Source organism: Streptomyces sp. NPDC046862, from assembly GCF_040704615.1.
Classification (GTDB): domain Bacteria; phylum Actinomycetota; class Actinomycetes; order Streptomycetales; family Streptomycetaceae; genus Streptomyces.
On record NZ_JBEYXP010000087.1, the window covers coordinates 14,787 to 32,903 of the forward strand.

Sequence of the window (18,117 nt, forward strand, 5' to 3'; positions counted from 1 at the left end):
TCAGCCCTTGATGCCCGTCTGTGCGATGCCCTGGACCAGCCAACGCTGGAGGAACAGGAACACGAACACCAGGGGCAGGATGGAAATGGCCGTGGCCATGAAGATCAGGTGGTAGTTGACGGTCTGGTTGGTCATGTAAGAGGAGAGGGCGACCTGGACGGTCCAGGCGCTCGGATCCTGCCCGATGACCAGGGGCCACAGGAAGGCGTTCCAGCCGTTGATGAAGGTGATCGTGGCGATCGCCGCGAAGAAGTTCAGCGAGTTCGGCACGACGACACGCCAGTACGCGCCCCAGTAGCCGAGCCCGTCCACGCGTGCCGCCTCCTCCAGCTCCTTCGGGAACCCCAAGAAGTACTGCCGGAACAGGAAGCAGGTGAAACCACTGAAGAGGCCCGGGATGATGAGACCTCGGTAACTGTCCACCCAGCCGAGGGACGAGACGAGCACGAAGCTCGGCACGAACGTGACGGCCGTGGGGACCATCAGGGTGGCCAGGACGGCGTAGAACACCTTGTTGGCGTGCTTGTAGGGGATGCGTGCGAGACCGTAGCCGGCCAGCGAGCAGATCAGCAGGATGCCCGAGGTGTGCAGGACGGCGACGACCACGGAGTTCCACAGGGACCGGGCGAAGTCGACCGTGACGTCGTTGAACGGCTCGGTGATGTTGCCCCACTGGATGCTGGTGGGGAACCACTTCCAGTTCTCGCCCGTGATCTCCGGGTCCGTCATCAGCGCGTTGCGGATGATCAGGTAGAAGGGGATCAGGAAGAGGAACACGGCGACACCGGTCGCGATGTACAGGCCGGTGCTGCCCATGACGCCGCCGCGCTTGGCCTTGGCCGGCTTCGCGGTGGCCTTCCTGACGTCGGATGCTGTGGTGGTCACTTGGACTCCTCACCCCTTCCGAAGCCCATGATCTTGCCCTGGAACAGCGTGACGACGCAGATCAGCAGGGTCAGGACGACCGCGCCGGCGCTGCCCTCGCCGTAGTTCTGGTTCTCGCCCAGCGCCATCTTGTACAGCTCGACCAGGGGCGGCTGGCCCCAGGTGGCCTTGGGCAGCAGGTTGAAGAACTCGTCGAACGCCTGGTAGGCGGCGACGAGCAGGAGCAGGATCACCGCGGTCGAGGTCGCCCGCAACTGCGGCAGCGTGATGAACCGGAAGGTCTGCCAGCCCGGCTTCGCGCCGTCGATGGAGGCGGCCTCGTACAGCTCCCGCGGGATGTTCTGCAGCGCCGCGATGAAGAGGATCATGTAGAAGCCCGACTGCAGCCACAGGCGGACGGTCACGATGACCATCCAGTACCAGGGCGGACTGGGGTCGGACAGCCAGGCGATGTTCTCGATGCCGAACCAGCCGATAACGGTGTTGGCGAGTCCGAAGCGGACGCCGTTGAAGATGGACATCTTCCAGATCAGCGAGGCGGCGACATAGCTGACCGCGGTCGGCAGGAAGAACACCGACCGGGCGAACGCCCTCATGAACCGCAGCCGGTTGACCAGCAGCGCCAGGCCCAGTGACAGGGCCCAGGTGGCGGGCACGATGAACGCGGCGAACACGGTGAACGTGACGAGCGAGTTCAGGAAGTCCGTGTCCGTCAGTATCGCCTTGTAGTTGTCGAGGCCGACGAAATCGCTGGGTGTGACGGTGAAGCGTGCCTCGAAGAAGCTGAGCCAGATGCTCCAGCCGATGGGCACGAAGACGAAGATCACCAGGCCGATCAGGAACGGACCGGTGAAGAGCCAGAAGTTGAAGGTGCTGCTCGCCTTGAGGCCCCGCCGCGGCCGGGCCTTGGAGGCCTTGGCCGGGGCGGGGGAGGCGACCCCGCGCGTGGTGGTGGTCGACATGTCCAGATCCGTCCGGCGGCCTATCCGAAGAGCTTCTTGAGCTCGGTGTTGACCTTCTTCTCGGCGGCGGCCAGCTGGGCCTTCGGGTCACCGTTCTTGCGCACGGAGTTCGCGATCACGTCGTTGATCGCGGAGATCATGGCCTGGGTCCAGCCGATGTTGTCGAAGTGGCCGAACTCGTTGAAGAGCTTCACGCCCTCGGCCGGGAGGCCGGTCTTGAGCTTGGTGGCCGACTGGGCGAGGGAGGCGCGCGGCGGGATGTGGAAGCCGTAGGAGGTGGCGAAGTCCTCCTGGTACTTCTTCTGGTCGATCCACAGCCACTTGACGTATTCCTTGGCCGCCTCGACGTTCTTGCCCTTGGCGTTGACGAACATCGACCAGCCGCCGTTGGTGACCGACTGCTTGCCGGCGGAGCCGACCTTCGGGAAGGGGAAGATGCCGATGTCGTCGCCGAGCGCCTTCTGCATGACCGGCATGGCCCACATGCCGCACCACTGGATCGCCGTCAGGCCCTGGGTGAAGGCCGACGGGTCCCAGTAGTCGGCGGGCGCGCCGAGCAGCAGGTTGCCGCTGGTGAACAGGGAACGCAGCTGCTTCAGGCCCTCGGCGACCTCGTCGGTGTTGAAGGCGGGCTTGTTGTCCGCGGTGAGGGTGTCGGCCCCGGCCGACCAGATCACGTTCGACTGGACCGGGGTGAGGTCGTTGCCGAGGAAGGCGCCCTTGACCTTGCTGGTCTTGAGCCTGGCCGCGGCCTCGATCAGCTCCTCCAGCGTGGTCGGCACCTCGACCTTGGCCTTCTCGAACATCGAGGGCCGGTAGAAGAAGAACTGCGGGTCGTCGATCATCCGGACGCCGTATATCTTCCCGTCGACCGTGTGGGACTTGATGTCGGCCGGGTTGAAGTCGTCCTTGACCGGGTCGATGATGTCGCTCAGGTCCGCCACCTGGCCGCTCTTGACGAGCTGGATCTGCGGGTGGAACTCGAAGACGTCGGGCGCGTTCTTGGTGAGCAGCGCGGCGAACAGCTTCTGCTCGAAGTTGGCGCCGGTGATCCACTGCGTGGACACGTTGGCCTTGTCGTACGCCTTCGCGTACCGCTTGACGGCCTGCTCGACACCGGCCTCGCCGTACGCGTGGAAGTACTGGACGAGGTTCTTGCCCGAACCGGACCCGCCCCCGCGCCCGGTGTTGCTGCCGCACGCGGCCAGTCCGCCGGCGGCGGCCAGGCCCATGGCGGCCCGCAGAACGTTTCGGCGGTCCCAGTTGCTGTTGCTCAATGCCGACATGCTGACGTCCTTGTCTCGAAATGCGGCTGCGGCTCTGCTCGCTCAGCGCCAGATGGCTGAAAGGGAGGTGCGGAGCGGGACGTTAACCTTCGGCTAAGGCTTCGGCAAGGGGTTGAACGAAGTCTGCACGAAGCGTTGTATCCGGTTCGGGATGTCGAACGTGGGGCGGTGCGGCGGGGCGGTGCAAAGGGGCGCGCCGGAGTGGATCCCGTACTGGAACCGGTACTGGATCCGGTGCTGGATCCGGTACTGGATCCGTACTGGATCTGTGCTGGATCAAGGAGGTGGAGGGCCGCCGGGTCAGGGTCCGGCGGCCCTCGTTCAGGGGTGCCCGCGGCTCGCGCCCACCCTCCGGGGCGGGCGCGTGGCCGACGGGCCTCACACGGTCACACGGTCACGCGGTAGGCGTGGCACGGCTCCTCGCTCCGGCGGTGCGTCGGGCCGGCCGCTGGCTGATCGAGGAGAGCGCCCCCTCCAGGGCGAAGGTCGCGGCTCCCAGGCACACCGGATCGGTGGGGATGGGGGACAGGACGATCTCGGTCGCCGCGTACGGGCGATGCAGCGCGTGCCGGGCCACTGCCTCGCGCACCTCGGCCAGCAGCGGCTCGCCGAGCGCGGCCGCGACCCAGCTGCTGAGCACGACCACCTGGGGATTGAGGAGGTTGACGAGGTCCGCGATACCGGCGCCGAGGTAACGGGCCGTGTCGCGGACGACCTTGAGGGCCACCGGATCCTGTGCGGCGACCCCGCGGGCGAGCTCGTTGATGGTGGCGGTCTGGTCCTCGGGGTGGAGCAGCGTGCTCTTCGGGCTCAGCTCCCTGAGGTTGAGCATGATCCCGGGCGCTCCGACGTACGTCTCCACGCAGCCGTGGTTGCCGCAGTGGCACAGCCGCCCGTCGAGCACGAGGGTCGTGTGCCCCCACTCGCCGGCGCTGTTGCTGACCCCCCGGTGCAACCCGCCGCCGAGGACCAGGCCGGCCCCGACTCCGGTGCCCAGATTGACCACCACGGCGTCCCCGCGCCCACGGGCCGCGCCGAACCACTGCTCGGCGACCGCGCAGGCGCGCAGCGGATTGTCCAGGTACAGCGGGTAGGCGATGTGCTCGGTGAGCAGGTCGAGCAGCGGCACGTCGTGCCAGTCCCAGTTCGGGGCGTACTCCGCGAGCCCGGTGTCCCGGTCGACCTGCCCCGGCACGCTCACCCCGACGCCCAGCACCCGGGCGCCCTCCACCCCGGCCTGCGTGACCACCGAGCCAACGGCCGCCGCGACATGGCCGACGACCTGCTCCGGGCGGCTCTCACCCGGGCGCATGTCCTCGTCGGCGCGCGCGAGCACGTTCAGCCCCAGGTCGAACAGCTCGACGCGGACGTACGTCTCCGCGATGTCCACGCCGATCAACGCGCCCCCCGACGCGTTGACGGCCACGAGCCCCCGTGGCCGCCCGCCCGCCGAGTCCTCGAACCCGACCTCCGTGATCATGCGCAGCTCGAGCAGCTCGCCCACGAGGGTGGCCACCGTGGCGAGGCTCAGCCCCGTGGCGGCGGCCAGTTCCTGCCGGGACGTGGGCGACTCGGCGATGATCTGGCGCAGCACCTCGTAGCGGTTCGCAGTGCGGATGTCGCGTGACGTGCGCTTCACCACCGACACGAGTTCCCTCGATCCTTCCGGCCCACGGCCAGGCCCGTCCGTGGCTCCGGCGCGGCGCAAGGCTATGGCCTGCCGGGGACTTTCGACAAGGGGTTAGGAAAGGGGGTTTACAAAGTCTGCCGGTGGTGGGGCGGCACGTCAGCGTACATGGCGTGAAGAGCGCGCCTCGTAGCCCGACCAGCGCGCCGGGCGGGGCGCGTGTCCGGGCGCGGGCGTCAGCCGCCCAGCACGTCCCGTACGAACGCGTTCCGGAACGTGCCGTCGGGATCCAGCTCCCCGGCCAGCGCCCGGAAGTCGTCCAGTCGCGGGTACCGCTCCCGCAGCACCCGCGACGGCACCGTGAACACCTTCCCCCAGTGCGGTCGCGGTGCGAAGGGGTCGAGCGCCTCCTCGACCCGCCGCACCACGGGCAGCACGGCCGCGGTGTCGTCGATCCACGTGAAGTGCAGGGCGACCGTGTCCCGCCCGAAGGAGGGGCTGAGCCACTGGTCGTCCGCGGCCACCGTGCGCACCTCGCAGATCTGGAGCAAGGGCGCGATCACGTCCCGTATGCCGTCCAGCGCGTGGAGCGCCTCCGTCGCGTACGGCCGGGGCAACAGGTACTCGGACTGCAACTCGGCCCCGCTGCTCGGGGTGAACTCGGCCCGGAAGTGCGGCAGCCGCTCGTGCCACGGACCCGGCACCCCGAACTGCCGCGTGCAGTTCTCCGCGGGCATTCCCGGCACCGGGTGCACCGCCTCGGTCGCGGGCGCCGCCCACGGGAAGTCCGGCAGCGGCCGGTCGGTGCGCCGCTTGACCCATACGTGGTTGAAGCGCGGCCGGCGCCAGTCGGTGAACAGGCTCACGCTGTACCCCGACGCCGCCACCGCCGCGTGGTCGAGCCCGGCGAGCGGCAGGTCGACGTACACGTGCTGGCTCACCTCGAAGCCGGGTTCCAGGTCGAGGGTGAGCGCGGTGACGACACCCAGGGCGCCCAGGGACGTCACCGCCCCGCCGAAGCGCGCGTCGCCCCGCCCGATCACGACGACCTCCCCGTCCGCCGTGACCAGCTCCACCTCGCGCACGGCCGAGGCGAGCGGGCCGTTGGCGTCGCCCGACCCGTGGGTGCCGGTCGCCACCGACCCCGCCACCGAGATGTGGGGGAGGGAGGCCATGTTCGGCAGGGCCAGACCGTGCCGGTGCACCACGGCCGCGAGTTCCGCGTACCGGACGCCGCCTCCGACCCGTACCGTACGTGCCGCCGAGTCCACCTCCACCAACGGCGGCAGCGCGGTCAGCGACAGCAGCACGCCCTCGCTTCCCGGGTCGGCCACCTCGTTGAACGAGTGCCCGCTGCCGAGGACCCGCACCGCCGCGCTGTCCGCGATCAGCGCCCGCACCGCCTCGACCGAGTGCGGCCGGTGCAACTCCTTGGCCCTGTACGTGATGTTGCCCGCCCAGTTGGTCAGGGTCTCGCTCATCCCTGGGGTCCCTTCCCCTCGCACGCTCAGACGCGTACGCGTGTCAGTGCGTGTACGCGTGTACGACGGCATCCCAACCCAAGGGCACCGCGCGATCAACCCCGTACGGCCCCCGTCCCCGTTCCCGTACCGCGCACGTGGTCGGCGAGTATCTCGTCGATGACGTGCCGGGCGTGGGTCGCCATGACGGGGTTCGAGTCCTGGTACGCCTGGAGTTCGAGGAGCGCGATCGACAGGGCCCAGCCGCGGCCGCGCGCCCAGCCGGCGTCGTCGGCGTCCACGCCGGCCCGGAAAGCGGCTCGCGCCTCGGCCGGCAGGACGTACCAGGCCACGATCAGGTCGACGGCGGGCTCACCCAGGCCCAGGCAGCCGAAGTCGATGACCGCGCTGAGGCGCCCCTCGGCCAGCAGCATGTTCCCGGGCTGCAGGTCCGCGTGGAGCCAGACCGGCGGCCCGGACCACGCGGGGGCGCCCAGGGAGGCCTCCCACGCGACGGTCGCCGCGTCGGTGTCGATGACCTCCCGCAGCTCCGCCAGCGCGGCCCGGGTCACCCGGTCCCGGTCCGCCAGGTGCTCGGCGCGGTAGGACGGCGGTCCGTCCGTGGGGTCGACGCCCCGCAGCGCGGTGACGAACGCGGCCAGATCCTCGGCGAGCGCGGCGGGTTCGGTGAGGTGCCCGACGGCCGGGGGCTCGCCGTCGAGCCAGCCGTAGACCGACCACGGCCAGGCCTGGCCCTCGTCAGGCGCTCCCAGACCCAGTGGTACGGGGACGGCGACGGGAAGCAGGGGCGCGAGCCGCGGAAGCCACCGGTGTTCCTTCTCGACGTCGAGCGCGGCCCCGGGGGCCAGGGGCAGGCGGACCACCATGTCCTCGCCGAGCCGGTACATGGCGTTCGCGGTGCCGGCGGAGCCGACGCGCTCGACGGGCAGGCCGGCCCACCGCGGGAACTGCGTGGCGAGCAGGCGGCGAACGAGGTCGGTGTCGGTGCTGGACGCGGTGGTGTGCATCCGGTCATGGGAGCGGCGGGGCGCCGCGGACGTCAACCGCTTTTGAACGGGCCGACGCCCGCCTCCGTGACGAGGACTCCTGAGGAACGAAACTCCTGAGGAGCGAAACTCCTGAGGAGCGAAACTCCTGAGGAGCGAAACTCCTGGGGAACGAAATTTCTGTTATCGGTCGCAGGCTGCCGCGTCTCCGGTGCGGATGACGGATTCCCCCCGTCCGCCGTCCACAGCACCCCCGGCTCTCTTCTCCCCCTCCGCCGGGGGTGCTTTCCTGTCTGCGGCCAGGCCAACTCCCCTAGCCGAGCGGCTCATTGACCCCCTCACACACGGCCGCCTACGTTGGGACCGATTCGCTGTCCCTGTGCCGATGAGCCGGAAGGCCCCTTCCTTGCCCCAGCGTCCCGTGGCCCTGTTCGCCATGACCGCCGAGAACGTTCCCCGGATCTTCCCGCCGGACGTGATGGCTCGCCTGCGTGACGCCGTGGACATCGACCCCACTGTCGTGGCAGAGGACTTCGCCGATCCGCGGGTACGGGAGGTGCTCGCCGCGACCGAGATCCTCGTCACCGGCTGGGGGTGCCCCGCGGTCGACGAGGCGGTGCTCGACGCGGCACCGAAACTGCGGGCGATCCTGCACTCCGCGGGCTCGGTGAAGGGCTTCACGACACCCGCGGTGTGGGAGCGCGGGATCACGGTCTCCTCGGCGGCCGCCGCCAACGCGCTGCCCGTCGCCGAGTACACGCTCGCCATGATCCTGCTCGCGGGCAAGGACATCCTCGTGAGCAGGGAGCGCCTGAGGACCGAACGGGTGCACCCCGGCTGGGAGATCGTCCCCGGCATCGGCAACCACGGCCGACGCGTCGGCATCATCGGTGCCTCCCGCATCGGCCGCCGCCTCATCGAGTTGCTGCACCCCTTCGACCTGCGGCCGAGCCTCACCGACCCGTACGTCGACGAAGCCGGGGCCGCGGCACTCGGCGTCCCCCTGCTGCCGCTCGACGACCTCCTGCGCACCTCCGACATCGTCACCGTCCACGCCCCGGACACGCCCGAGACCCACCACCTGATCGGCCGCCGCGAACTCGCCCTGATGCCGGACGGTTCCGTCCTCGTCAACACCGCGCGCGGCGCGCTCGTCGACCACGACGCGCTCGTCGACGAGCTGCGCGCCGGGCGCCTCAGCGCGATCCTCGACGTCACCGACCCCGAGCCGCTGCCCGCCGACTCCCCGCTCCTCGACCTGCCGAACGCCTTCATCACCCCGCACCTCGCCGGCTCCCAGGGGAACGAGGTGGCCAGGCTGGGCCTCGCGGTCACGGAAGAGGCCGAGCGGCTCGGCGCCGGGCAGCCGTTGGCTCACGCGATCGACGGGGATGTGCTGGAGCGCACGGCCTGACGGGGTTGTTTCGCCCCCCCCCGCCCCTACCCGTCCCATCCCTGGGGGTTGCGCGCGGCGGGGCTGCTGCACCCCCAGACCCCCGCATCGGCCTTGCGGCCTCGTCCTCAAACGCCGGAGGGGCTGAAAATTCAGCTCCTTGGGGGCACCTCCCAGCGGTAGCTGGGGGAGTTTGAGGAGTGGGGTCCGGGGCGGAGCCCCGTGCGGGGTCGAAGGGGCGGAGCCCCTGGGATGGGACGGGTAGGGGCGGCGGGGGCGAAGAAAACACGCCCCGTCCCCACGCCCGCCCCGCCGAAAGCCGGGCCCCGCCACCGTTCACCCCCACCCGGAGGCATACCGTGAGGAGTGGAGCAACGAGTATGGAGCGAGGAGAAACGGGATGGGCAGCCGCACCGCGCTGGTCGAGGATCTGATGGAGCGGTTCCCGCACGTGCCGCGGGAGGCCGTTTTCAAGGAGGACCTGCTGAGGGGCGGCGTGGCCTTCGACGCCTCGGCGCTGAGCGACAACGAGAGCGGCGAGGTCAAGCCGAAGTCGTACTTCATCTTCTCCTTCGACCACGGCACACTGCCCGAACTCGGCGAGGCCGCGCTGCGGCGCCCCCCGGAGGAGATCATCCTCACCGGAGGCCCCTACGACCTGCGCCGCACCGTCGTGTCCGTGCGCGTCAACCCGACCTCGCCGTACCGGGTCGCCGCGGGTGAGGACGGGGTCCTCGGGCTCTACCTCGACGGCAAGCGCATCGCCGACGTCGGTGTGCCGCCCATGCCGGAGTACTACCGGCACACGCTCGCCAACGGTAAGTCGGTGATGGAGGTGGCCCCGACGATCCAGTGGGGGTACCTGATCTACCTCACCGTGTTCCGGGTGTGTCAGTACTTCGGCGCCAAGGAGGAGTGCCAGTACTGCGACATCAACCACAACTGGCGCCAGCACAAGGCGGCCGGGCGCCCGTACACCGGCGTCAAGGACGTCGAGGAGGTCCTGGAGGCGCTGGAGATCATCGACCGGTACGACACCGCGAAGGCGTCCACGGCGTACACGCTCACCGGTGGTGCCATCACGTCGAAGGTCGCCGGGCGGGACGAGGCCGACTTCTACGGGCACTACGCCAAGGCCATCGAGGAGCGCTTCCCCGGGCGGTGGATCGGCAAGGTGGTGGCCCAGGCGCTGCCCCGCGACGACGTGCAGCGCTTCAAGGACTACGGCGTGCAGATCTACCACCCCAACTACGAGGTGTGGGACCGTCGGCTCTTCGAGCTCTACTGCCCGGGCAAGGAGCGCTACGTCGGCCGCGACGAGTGGCACAAGCGCATCCTCGACTCGGCGGAGATCTTCGGCGCGCGCAACGTGATCCCCAACTTCGTCGCGGGCGTGGAGATGGCCGAACCCTTCGGGTTCACGACCGTGGACGAGGCCATCGCGTCGACGACGGAAGGGCTGCGGTTCTTCATGTCCCAGGGGATCACGCCCCGGTTCACCACCTGGTGCCCGGAGCCCACCACCCCGCTCGGCAAGGCGAATCCGCAGGGCGCGCCGCTGGAGTACCACATCCGGCTGCTGGAGGCGTACCGCTCCACGATGGATGACTTCGGGCTGTCGTACCCGCCCGGATACGGCCCGCCCGGACCCGGCCGCGCGGTCTTCTCGGTGAGCTCCTTCATGGACAGCCTGCCGGTCGACGAGCGCGTGGGCGCCTAGGCGCGGCGCGCTCCGAGGCTCACGAGCCCCCTTGTACGCCCCGGGGTGTACGAGGGGGCTCGCTTTGGCGAGTAACTTCTGTGGCGGGTGAGTCGATGGATGCCGCCGTACGTACAACCCACCAGCTGCAACCGGCGGTAACCGCATTTGAACATGCGGCTTGTCAGTTGTGTGGGAACCGTGAAAAGCTCGGGGCCTGTCGTGAGACACCCCCAACTCCCTTGGTTTTCAGGCGAGTTGTCCTTTGCATTGTGGATGCGCACCGTTTCAGAACTGACGCACCTCTCTCTGTGGATGCAGGAGCCCCATGCCCGACCTGCCGAAGCCCCAGGACGCCACCGAAGCCGCGCTGCTCTCGGAGTGCTGGGACGCGGTCCTCTCCTACGCCGACCTGTGCACCTCCGGGTCGGCCTCGGCCACTCAGCTGGCGACCGAGGCGTTCACGCACGGCATACAGGAGGCTCGCGCCGACGAGGCCAGAGCCGGACGGGGCACGGGCCGACGGGCTTTACGGCTGCCCAGGATCCCCTTCCTGCTGACCTCGGTCCGCAGCACGGCCGCGGCCTGGGAGGCGCACGGCCGGGGCTCCCGCCTCGACCCCGAACTGCGGCTGTGGCTCAACTCCGACAAGGCCGCCCGCTACACCGGCCCGCCCCTGAACCGGCCGCTCGCGCTGCGCGGCCTGAGCGACATGCAGGAGCCGGACGCCGCCCTGCTGTGGCTGGCCGAGGTGGAGGCGCTGCCGCTGCCCGTCGTGGCCCGACGGCTCGGGCTCGACCCGGCGAACGCCGCCGGGGAACTCGCCCAGGTGCGCTCGCTGTTCCGGGAGCGCTGCCAGCGCAACCACGTCGACACGCCCATGGACGCGGAATGCCGCAACTACGCCCGGCTTCTGGACGCCGTCACCCGCTCGTCGGGCACGGAGACCCCTGAGGACCTCTCGCGCCACCTCGCCACCTGCGTCGAGTGCGCCGAGGCCGCCGCCTGCCTCCGGACGGAGGGCGGCGGACTGCCCGCGGCGCTCGCCGGCGGTGTGATCGGCTGGGGCGGCCACGCCTACCTGGAGCGGCGCCGCCGGGCCGCCGAGTCCGGACTGATCCCCGGCCGCGCCGACCTGTCGGGCGTCGACCGGGGCCTGTCGCCGAGCGGGGAGCCCAAGCCCCGTGTCGGCCGCACCGGCATGCTGGTGGCCGCCGGAATCGTCTCGGTCCTCGCCCTCGCCGTCTCCCTCATGCCCTTCGGCTCCGAGGGCGGCAACCTGGCCCAGGACGACCCGTCGAGCCGTCAGCCCGTGGCGGACCCGAACGTGTCGCTGCCGACCGTGGCACCGCTGCCGTCCGACAGTTCGGGCGATCCCTCGGAAGCGCCACGCGCCGACGCCAGCCGCACCCCGGCCGGCGTCACCGATCCGGAACCGCAGGGCGAGGGCTCCTCCCCGGCCCGAATAACGCACCGGCCGGTCGAGCCCGACGAGTCGGACTCCTCCTGCCGCCTGCGCTACGAGATCGTCAACGAGTGGCCCGACGGCTTCCAGGTGACCGTCACCGTCACCTCCACCAAGGCCCTCGACGGCTGGCGCATCGGCTGGACCTTCAAGGACGGCCAGCGCGTCACCCAGATGTGGGACGGCACCTACGACCAGGACGACGCCCGCGTGACGGCTACCGCCGCGGACTACAACCGGTCCGTGGACGCGGGGGGCACCTTCGGGGTGGGGTTCCTGGCTTCCTGGCAGGGGGACAATTCCGTGCCTCGTGATTTCACGCTCAACGGTCGGAGCTGTACGAAGGTGAGCTGACGGTGTCCTGAGCGGGGTGCCTCGGCGTCTGCCGGGTGCTGTCGTGTCGGGGCCGCGGGCTGATTGTGGCTGGTCGCGCCCACGTGGCGGAGCCGCAAACTGTCACAGCCCCGCGCCCCTGTCGGGGCGCTGCCCCTCCCCCTCGAACGCACCGCCCGGCATGCCCGGGCCGCCGACCGCCCTGACACTGAGCCCATGCCAGGACGCATCGAGGACTACGCCCTCCTCGGGGACCTGCTCACCGCGGCGCTCGTGGGGCGGGACGGGAGTCTGGACTGGCTGTGTCTGCCGCGGTTCGACTCGCCCGCGTGCTTCGCGGCGCTGCTCGGTGACCGGGACAACGGCCGCTGGCTGATCGCTCCGGCCGGGCCCGGCGGCCCGCGCGCCCGCCGCCGCTACCGAGGCGACACGCTCGTCCTCGACACCGAGTGGGAGACGGCCACCGGCCAGGTCCGCGTCACCGACTTCATGCCGCCCCGCGAGGACGCCCCCTGCGTCGTCCGTATCGTCGAGGGCCTGTCCGGCGGCGTCGACATGCACGTGGACCTGCGGCTCCGCTTCGACTACGGGCGCGTCCTGCCCTGGATGCGCCGCGCGGACGGCGCCCTGACCGGGATCGCGGGTCCCGAGTCGGTGTGGCTGCGCACCCCCGTGCGGCTCACCGGCCACGGCGAGGCCCACACCGCCCGCTTCCGTGTCGGCGCCGGCGAACGGATCCCCTTCGTGCTCGCCTGGCACCCCTCCCACCTGCCCGCCCCCGGCCCCGTGGACGCCTTCGAGGCGCTGCGGGCCACGGAGACGTACTGGAGGGACTGGCTGCGGCCGCTGACGTACGACGGTCCCTACCGTGACGCCGTGGCCCGCTCCCTCATCACACTCAAGGCTCTCACCTATGAACCCACCGGCGGGATCGTCGCCGCCCCCACCACCTCCCTGCCCGAGGAGATCGGCGGCCCGCGCAACTGGGACTACCGCTACTGCTGGCTCCGCGACGCGGGCCTCACCCTGGAAGCGCTGCTGCGCAGCGGCTTCACCGCCGAGGCCGACGCCTGGCGCGGCTGGCTGGAACGGGCGGTGGCCGGACGGCCGAGGGACGTCCAGATCATGTACGGCATCGCGGGCGAACGCCGCCTCACCGAGTGGGAGGCCGACTGGCTGCCCGGGTACGAGGGCTCACGGCCCGTACGCATCGGAAACGCGGCCGCCGGACAGCGACAGCTCGACGTACCCGGTGAGCTGATGGAGACCCTCCACCTCACCATCCGCTCCGGCCTCCGCCCGCGACACCATCTCGTCTCCCTCCAGGGGCTCCTGCTCGACCACCTGGAAGGGGTGTGGACCGAACCCGACCAGGGACTGTGGGAGACCCGCAGCGCCCCCCGCCACCACGTCCACTCCAAGGTGATGTGCTGGGTCGCCTTCGACCGCGCGGTCCGCCTCGCCGAGGAGCACGGACGCCCCGGTCCCACAGACCACTGGCGGCAGGTCAGGGACCGTATCCGCGACGATGTGTGCGACCGGGGCTTCGACCCCGTCCGAGGCGCCTTCACCCAGGCGTACGGATCGCCGGAACTGGACGCCGCGCTGCTGCTCATCCCCCAGACCGGCTTCCTGCCCCCCGACGATCCCCGGGTCGTCGGCACCGTCGAGGCGGTGCGACGCGAACTCGCCGCGGACGGACTCGCGCAGCGCTACTCGGCCGGCGGCCGCGGCCTCTCCCCGGACGGACTCGCCGGCCCCGAGGGCGCCTTCCTGGCCTGCTCCTTCTGGCTCGCGGACGCGCTGCTCCTGATCGGCCGCGAGGACGAGGCCCGCGACCTGTTCGAGCGACTGCTGTCCCTGCGCAACGACGTCGGCCTGCTCGCCGAGGAGTACGACCCCGCGGCCCACCGCCAGCTCGGCAACTTCCCCCAGGCGTTCACCCACGTCCCGCTCATCCGGGTGGCGTACGAACTCGACCGGCACGCCACGGAGCACCGGCGCGGTGTGCTGCGGAAAAGCGATTGACGGGTGTCCGTGAGGTCCCGCTAGGGTGAGGGCACCTCGCCGAACCGGACGAGAAACAGGAGGTGTTGACCGATGGCTGTCATTGCGATGGGCGCTGCCCGCATCCAGGAATCCATCAAGTCCACCTCCGTGGTCACCGGCTGACACCGCGACACCTTTCGCACCTTCCTTAACCGCGCGCGCGTGCGCGCGCCGCCGGGACCACCCTGTGAAGGGTCTCCCTTGACTTCCTCCGCTTCGTCTTCCTCCGCTTCGTCTTCTTCTGCTTCGTCTTCTTCTGCTTTCTCCTCCTCCGCCGCCTTGCCGGCTCTGGTCCCCTATGGCTGGGACCAGGCGTGGGCGGACGAGTTCGTCCCGTACGACGCCCAAGGGCTCGTGGCCGGGCGGGTGATCCGGGTCGACCGCGGGCAGTGCGACGTGATCACCGCCGACGGGGTCGTGCGCGCCGACACCGCGTTCGTGACGCCGCACGATCCGCTGCGCGTCGTGTGCACCGGCGACTGGGTCGCCGTCGAACCCGCGGGCAACCCCCGCTACGTACGGACGTATCTGCCGCGCCGTACCGCCTTCGTGCGCTCCACCTCCTCCAAGCGGTCCGAGGGGCAGATCCTCGCGGCCAACGTCGACCACGCGGTCGTCGCCGTGTCCCTCGCCGCGGAACTGGACCTCGGGCGCGTCGAACGGTTCCTGGCGCTCGCCTGGGAGTCCGGCGCGCAGCCCGTCGTGGTGCTGACCAAGGCCGACCTCGTGCCGGACGCGGTCACGCTCGCCCACCTCGTGCAGGACGTGGAGACGAGCGCGCCCGGAGTGCCGGTGCTGCCCGTCAGCGCCGAGCTCGGGGAGGGCCTGGACGTCCTCGCCGCGGTGATCTCCGGCGGAACGTCCGTGCTGCTCGGGCAGTCCGGCGCCGGCAAGTCGACGCTCGCGAACGCCCTGCTCGGCGAGGACGTCATGGAGGTCCAGGCCACGCGTGACGTCGACGGCAAGGGCCGCCACACGACCACGACGCGCAACCTCCTCGCGCTGCCCGGCGGGGGCGTGCTCATCGACACGCCGGGACTGCGCGGCGTGGGCCTCTTCGACGCCGGCACCGGGGTCGGCCAGGTGTTCTCCGAGATCGAGGAGCTCGCCACCGAGTGCCGTTTCCACGACTGCGCGCACGTCGCGGAGCCGGGCTGCGCGGTCCTCGCCGCCGTCGACTCCGGTGACCTCCCGGAACGACGCCTCGACAGCTACCGCAAGCTGCTCCGCGAGAACCAGCGGATCGTCGCCAAGACGGACGCCAGGGCGCGGGCGGAGATCCGCCGCGAATGGAAGAGGAAGGGGGCGGAGGGGCGCGCGGCGATGGAGGTGAAGAGGGGGCGCTGGATGTAGGTGCGGCGCCGTGGGGCTGCCGCCCCCAGGCCCCTGGCGTGCCGGGGGGCTGGGGTGGCTTGGTTGGGTGCGGGTGCGTGGGGGCTGGTCGCGCAGTTCCCCGCGCACCTAAAACGCGCAGTTCCCCGCGCCCCTAAAAACCAGCCCGTCCGCGCCGCCGTACCCCCAGCCCCCGGCCGCTAACGTTCAGCGTCGCCCGCACAATCCAGCCCCTTGGGGGCACCTCCCAGCGGTAGCTGGGGGAGTTTGAGGAGCGGGGTCCGGGGCGGGGACCCAGGGGACGGGGACCTCAACGTCGCGTCCGAAATCCGCCAGCCCCGCCGGAGGCGATCCCGCAGACTGGACAACGTGATCGACGAAGAGACCAGGTACGAGGCCGTGCGGAGCAGAGACGCCCGCTTCGACGGTGAGTTCTTCTTCGCTGTCGAGACGACCGGGATCTACTGCCGGCCGAGCTGCCCCGCGGTGACACCGAAGCAGCGGAACGTGCGGTACTACACGACCGCCGCGGCCGCCCAGGGCGCCGGCTTCCGGGCCTGTCGGCGGTGCCGGCCGGACGCGGTGCCCGGGTCCGCCGAGTGGAACGTACGCGCGGACGTCGTCGGTCGTGCCATGCGCATGATCGGCGACGGGATCGTCGACCGGGAGGGCGTCGCCGGGCTGGCCGGGCGCCTCGGGTACAGCGCCCGCCAGGTGCAGCGGCAGCTCACCGCCGAGGTCGGCGCGGGACCGGTGGCGCTGGCCCGTGCGCAGCGGGCGCACACCGCGCGGGTGCTGTTGCAGACCACCGATCTGCCGATCACGGAGATCGCGTTCGCGTCGGGGTTCGCCAGTGTGCGGCAGTTCAACGACACCATCCGCGCCGTGTACGCCGCCACGCCCACCGAACTGCGCGCCGCCGCGCCTCGCCGGGGCGGCACGGGCAGGCGGGCGGCCGCCCCGTCCGCCGGGATTCCGCTGCGGCTCGCCTACCGGGGGCCGTACCAGGCCGCCGCCGTCTTCGACCTGCTGGCCGAGGAGGCGGTCGCGGGCGTCGAGGACGTCAGCGGCCCGCGCGGGCGGCGCGTCTACCGGCGCACGTTGCGACTGCCGTACGGCCACGGGATCGTCGCGGTCGACGAGCGGCCGGGCGGCGGATCCGGTGGGGGAGCGGGCGGCGGTTCGGCGGGCGGGCACGGTGGCTGGCTCGACGCGCGCATCCGGCTCGGTGATCCGCGTGATCTCACCACCGCCGTGCAGCGGCTGCGGCGGCTGTTCGACCTCGACGCCGACCCGTACGCCGTGGACGAGCGGCTCGGCCGCGCCCCCCGGATCGCCGCGCTGGTCGCCGCGAGGCCCGGCCTGCGGTCACCCGGCGCCGCCGACCCGGAGGAACTGGCCGTACGCGCCGTCGTGGGCGCCGTGCGGGCCGGGGAGCTGGTGCGGATGTACGGGAAGGCGCTGGACGCCCCCTGCGGGACGCTCACCCATGTGTTCCCCGAGCCCGCCGCGCTCGCGGAGGCGGAGGGCGGCCGGGGCACCCTTGGCGCGCTCGCTGCCGTGCTCGCCGACGGGGCGCTGCGGCTCGACGCGGGCGCGGACCGGGACGACGCGCAGGAGGCGATGCTGGCGCTGCCGGGCATGGACGCCCGGACCGTCGCCGTGATCCGTACCCGTGCCCTCGGTGACCCGGACGTCGGGCCTCCGGGGGAGGACGTCCCCGAGAGCTGGCGTCCCTGGCGTTCGTACGCCCTGCAGCACCTCAGGACCGCATGCCGGTCGGAGCGAGAGGAAACCGGAGTCTGACATGTCCGAGCTCACCTACTACACGCAGGTCGACAGTCCCGTCGGCCCCCTCCTCCTCACCGGCGACGGCTCCGGAGCCCTGACGTCCGTGTCCGTGCCCGGGCAGAAGGGCGGGCGGGTCCTCCAGCCCGAGTGGCGGCACGCCCCGGACGTCTTCCGTGCGGCGGAGGAACAGCTCGGTGCGTACTTCGCCGGTGAACTCAAGGAGTTCCGGCTGGAGTTGCGTGGTCGTGGTACGGCGTTTCGTGAGCGGGTGTGGGAGGCGCTGGACGACGTGCCGTACGGGGCGACCGTGACGTACGGGGAGATCGCCGCGCGGATCGGGGCGTCCCGGGTCGCGGTTCGGGCGGTCGGCGGCGCGATCGGGGCGAACCCTCTGCTCATCGTCCGCCCGTGTCACCGGATCATCGGAGCGGACGGTTCCCTGACGGGGTACGCCGGGGGCCTCGACCGCAAGCTGCGGCTCCTGAGCCTGGAGGGGGCGGCGGTTCGGGAGGAGAACAGCCCCTCCGGCGTTTGAGGAGCGGGGTCCGGGGCGGAGCCCCGGGGAGGGGACGGGTAGGGGCGGCGGGGGCGAAAACAATCCCCCGCCACTCACCGGCCGCCACTCACCCGGCCTCCGGCAACCCCCACCTCGCCGCATCCCCGTTCGGCCGCACCGGCGCCACCGTCAGGTCCGGACGGTCACCCTTCGCCGTGATCAGCGCCGACTGCCCCCGCCCCCCCGGGGGGGGGCGGGGCGGCGCCCCCCCCCGCCCCCGCCCCCCCCCCCCCCCCCCCCCCCCCCCCCCCCCCCCCCCCCCCCCCCCCCCC

General features: G+C 71.3%; 13 protein-coding genes. 7 read left to right on the top strand and 6 right to left on the bottom strand.

Translation table 11 applies throughout. From position 1 onward, the window contains the following. The 6 genes from AB0959_RS50000 to AB0959_RS50025 all read right to left on the bottom strand — a co-directional run bounded on the left by AB0959_RS50000 (window position 1) and on the right by AB0959_RS50025 (window position 7,248). Window positions 1–885 carry a carbohydrate ABC transporter permease gene (locus AB0959_RS50000; RefSeq protein WP_366833664.1) on the bottom strand — a complete coding sequence of 295 codons (885 nt, stop codon included), beginning with the start codon at window positions 883–885 and terminating at the stop codon, window positions 1–3. Continuing rightward, on the bottom strand, window positions 882–1,847 hold the full coding sequence (locus AB0959_RS50005; protein ID WP_366833665.1) for a sugar ABC transporter permease: 966 nt from the start codon (window positions 1,845–1,847) through the stop codon (window positions 882–884). Before AB0959_RS50005 ends, AB0959_RS50000 begins: the two co-directional genes overlap by 4 nt. Window positions 1,848–1,867: 20 nt before the next feature. Continuing rightward, complete coding sequence (locus tag AB0959_RS50010) at window positions 1,868–3,133, bottom strand: sugar ABC transporter substrate-binding protein (protein WP_366833666.1); 1,266 nt, start codon at window positions 3,131–3,133, stop codon at window positions 1,868–1,870. 394 nt (window positions 3,134–3,527) lie between these two features. Next, window positions 3,528–4,772, bottom strand: coding sequence for an ROK family transcriptional regulator (locus AB0959_RS50015; RefSeq protein ID WP_366833676.1), 1,245 nt, complete (start codon window positions 4,770–4,772; stop codon window positions 3,528–3,530). Window positions 4,773–4,996: 224 nt separating this feature from the next. Further along, window positions 4,997–6,241, bottom strand: coding sequence for an FAD-binding protein (locus tag AB0959_RS50020; RefSeq protein WP_366833667.1), 1,245 nt, complete (start codon window positions 6,239–6,241; stop codon window positions 4,997–4,999). 95 nt (window positions 6,242–6,336) lie between these two features. Beyond that, window positions 6,337–7,248, bottom strand: coding sequence for an aminoglycoside phosphotransferase family protein (locus AB0959_RS50025; RefSeq protein WP_366833668.1), 912 nt, complete (start codon window positions 7,246–7,248; stop codon window positions 6,337–6,339). A 385-nt stretch (window positions 7,249–7,633) separates the two neighbouring features. Between AB0959_RS50025 and AB0959_RS50030 the strand changes: the two genes are divergently transcribed. The 7 genes from AB0959_RS50030 (at window position 7,634) to AB0959_RS50060 (ending at window position 17,824) form a co-directional block, all read left to right on the top strand. Next, on the top strand, window positions 7,634–8,641 hold the full coding sequence (locus tag AB0959_RS50030; protein WP_366833669.1) for a hydroxyacid dehydrogenase: 1,008 nt from the start codon (window positions 7,634–7,636) through the stop codon (window positions 8,639–8,641). A 379-nt stretch (window positions 8,642–9,020) separates the two neighbouring features. Then, window positions 9,021–10,340 (top strand): radical SAM protein, encoded by a 1,320-nt coding sequence (locus tag AB0959_RS50035; protein ID WP_366833670.1) that lies wholly within the window; start codon window positions 9,021–9,023, stop codon window positions 10,338–10,340. A gap of 307 nt (window positions 10,341–10,647) precedes the next feature. Next, on the top strand, window positions 10,648–12,138 hold the full coding sequence (locus AB0959_RS50040; RefSeq protein ID WP_366833671.1) for a cellulose-binding domain-containing protein: 1,491 nt from the start codon (window positions 10,648–10,650) through the stop codon (window positions 12,136–12,138). Window positions 12,139–12,333: 195 nt separating this feature from the next. Further along, window positions 12,334–14,145 carry a glycoside hydrolase family 15 protein gene (locus AB0959_RS50045; RefSeq protein WP_366833672.1) on the top strand — a complete coding sequence of 604 codons (1,812 nt, stop codon included), beginning with the start codon at window positions 12,334–12,336 and terminating at the stop codon, window positions 14,143–14,145. Window positions 14,146–14,454: 309 nt separating this feature from the next. Next, the gene (rsgA, locus tag AB0959_RS50050; RefSeq protein ID WP_366833677.1) at window positions 14,455–15,519 is read left to right on the top strand and encodes a ribosome small subunit-dependent GTPase A; all 1,065 of its coding nucleotides are present in this window, start codon (window positions 14,455–14,457) and stop codon (window positions 15,517–15,519) included. A 351-nt stretch (window positions 15,520–15,870) separates the two neighbouring features. Then, complete coding sequence (locus AB0959_RS50055) at window positions 15,871–17,304, top strand: AlkA N-terminal domain-containing protein (protein ID WP_366833678.1); 1,434 nt, start codon at window positions 15,871–15,873, stop codon at window positions 17,302–17,304. Between the two features lies 1 nt (window position 17,305). Continuing rightward, window positions 17,306–17,824, top strand: a complete 519-nt coding sequence (locus tag AB0959_RS50060) for a methylated-DNA--[protein]-cysteine S-methyltransferase (RefSeq protein ID WP_366833673.1) — start codon at window positions 17,306–17,308, stop codon at window positions 17,822–17,824. Window positions 17,825–18,117 lie beyond the last annotated feature (293 nt).

Coding starts and splice junctions, on each gene's coding strand:
- AB0959_RS50005 (WP_366833665.1), bottom strand. CDS start 1,847: ATGTCGACCACCACCACGCGCGGGGTCGCCTCCCCCGCCCCGGCCAAG.
- AB0959_RS50020 (WP_366833667.1), bottom strand. CDS start 6,241: ATGAGCGAGACCCTGACCAACTGGGCGGGCAACATCACGTACAGGGCC.
- AB0959_RS50060 (WP_366833673.1), top strand. CDS start 17,306: ATGTCCGAGCTCACCTACTACACGCAGGTCGACAGTCCCGTCGGCCCC.
- AB0959_RS50040 (WP_366833671.1), top strand. CDS start 10,648: ATGCCCGACCTGCCGAAGCCCCAGGACGCCACCGAAGCCGCGCTGCTC.
- AB0959_RS50045 (WP_366833672.1), top strand. CDS start 12,334: ATGCCAGGACGCATCGAGGACTACGCCCTCCTCGGGGACCTGCTCACC.
- AB0959_RS50025 (WP_366833668.1), bottom strand. CDS start 7,248: ATGCACACCACCGCGTCCAGCACCGACACCGACCTCGTTCGCCGCCTG.
- AB0959_RS50010 (WP_366833666.1), bottom strand. CDS start 3,133: ATGTCGGCATTGAGCAACAGCAACTGGGACCGCCGAAACGTTCTGCGG.
- AB0959_RS50035 (WP_366833670.1), top strand. CDS start 9,021: ATGGGCAGCCGCACCGCGCTGGTCGAGGATCTGATGGAGCGGTTCCCG.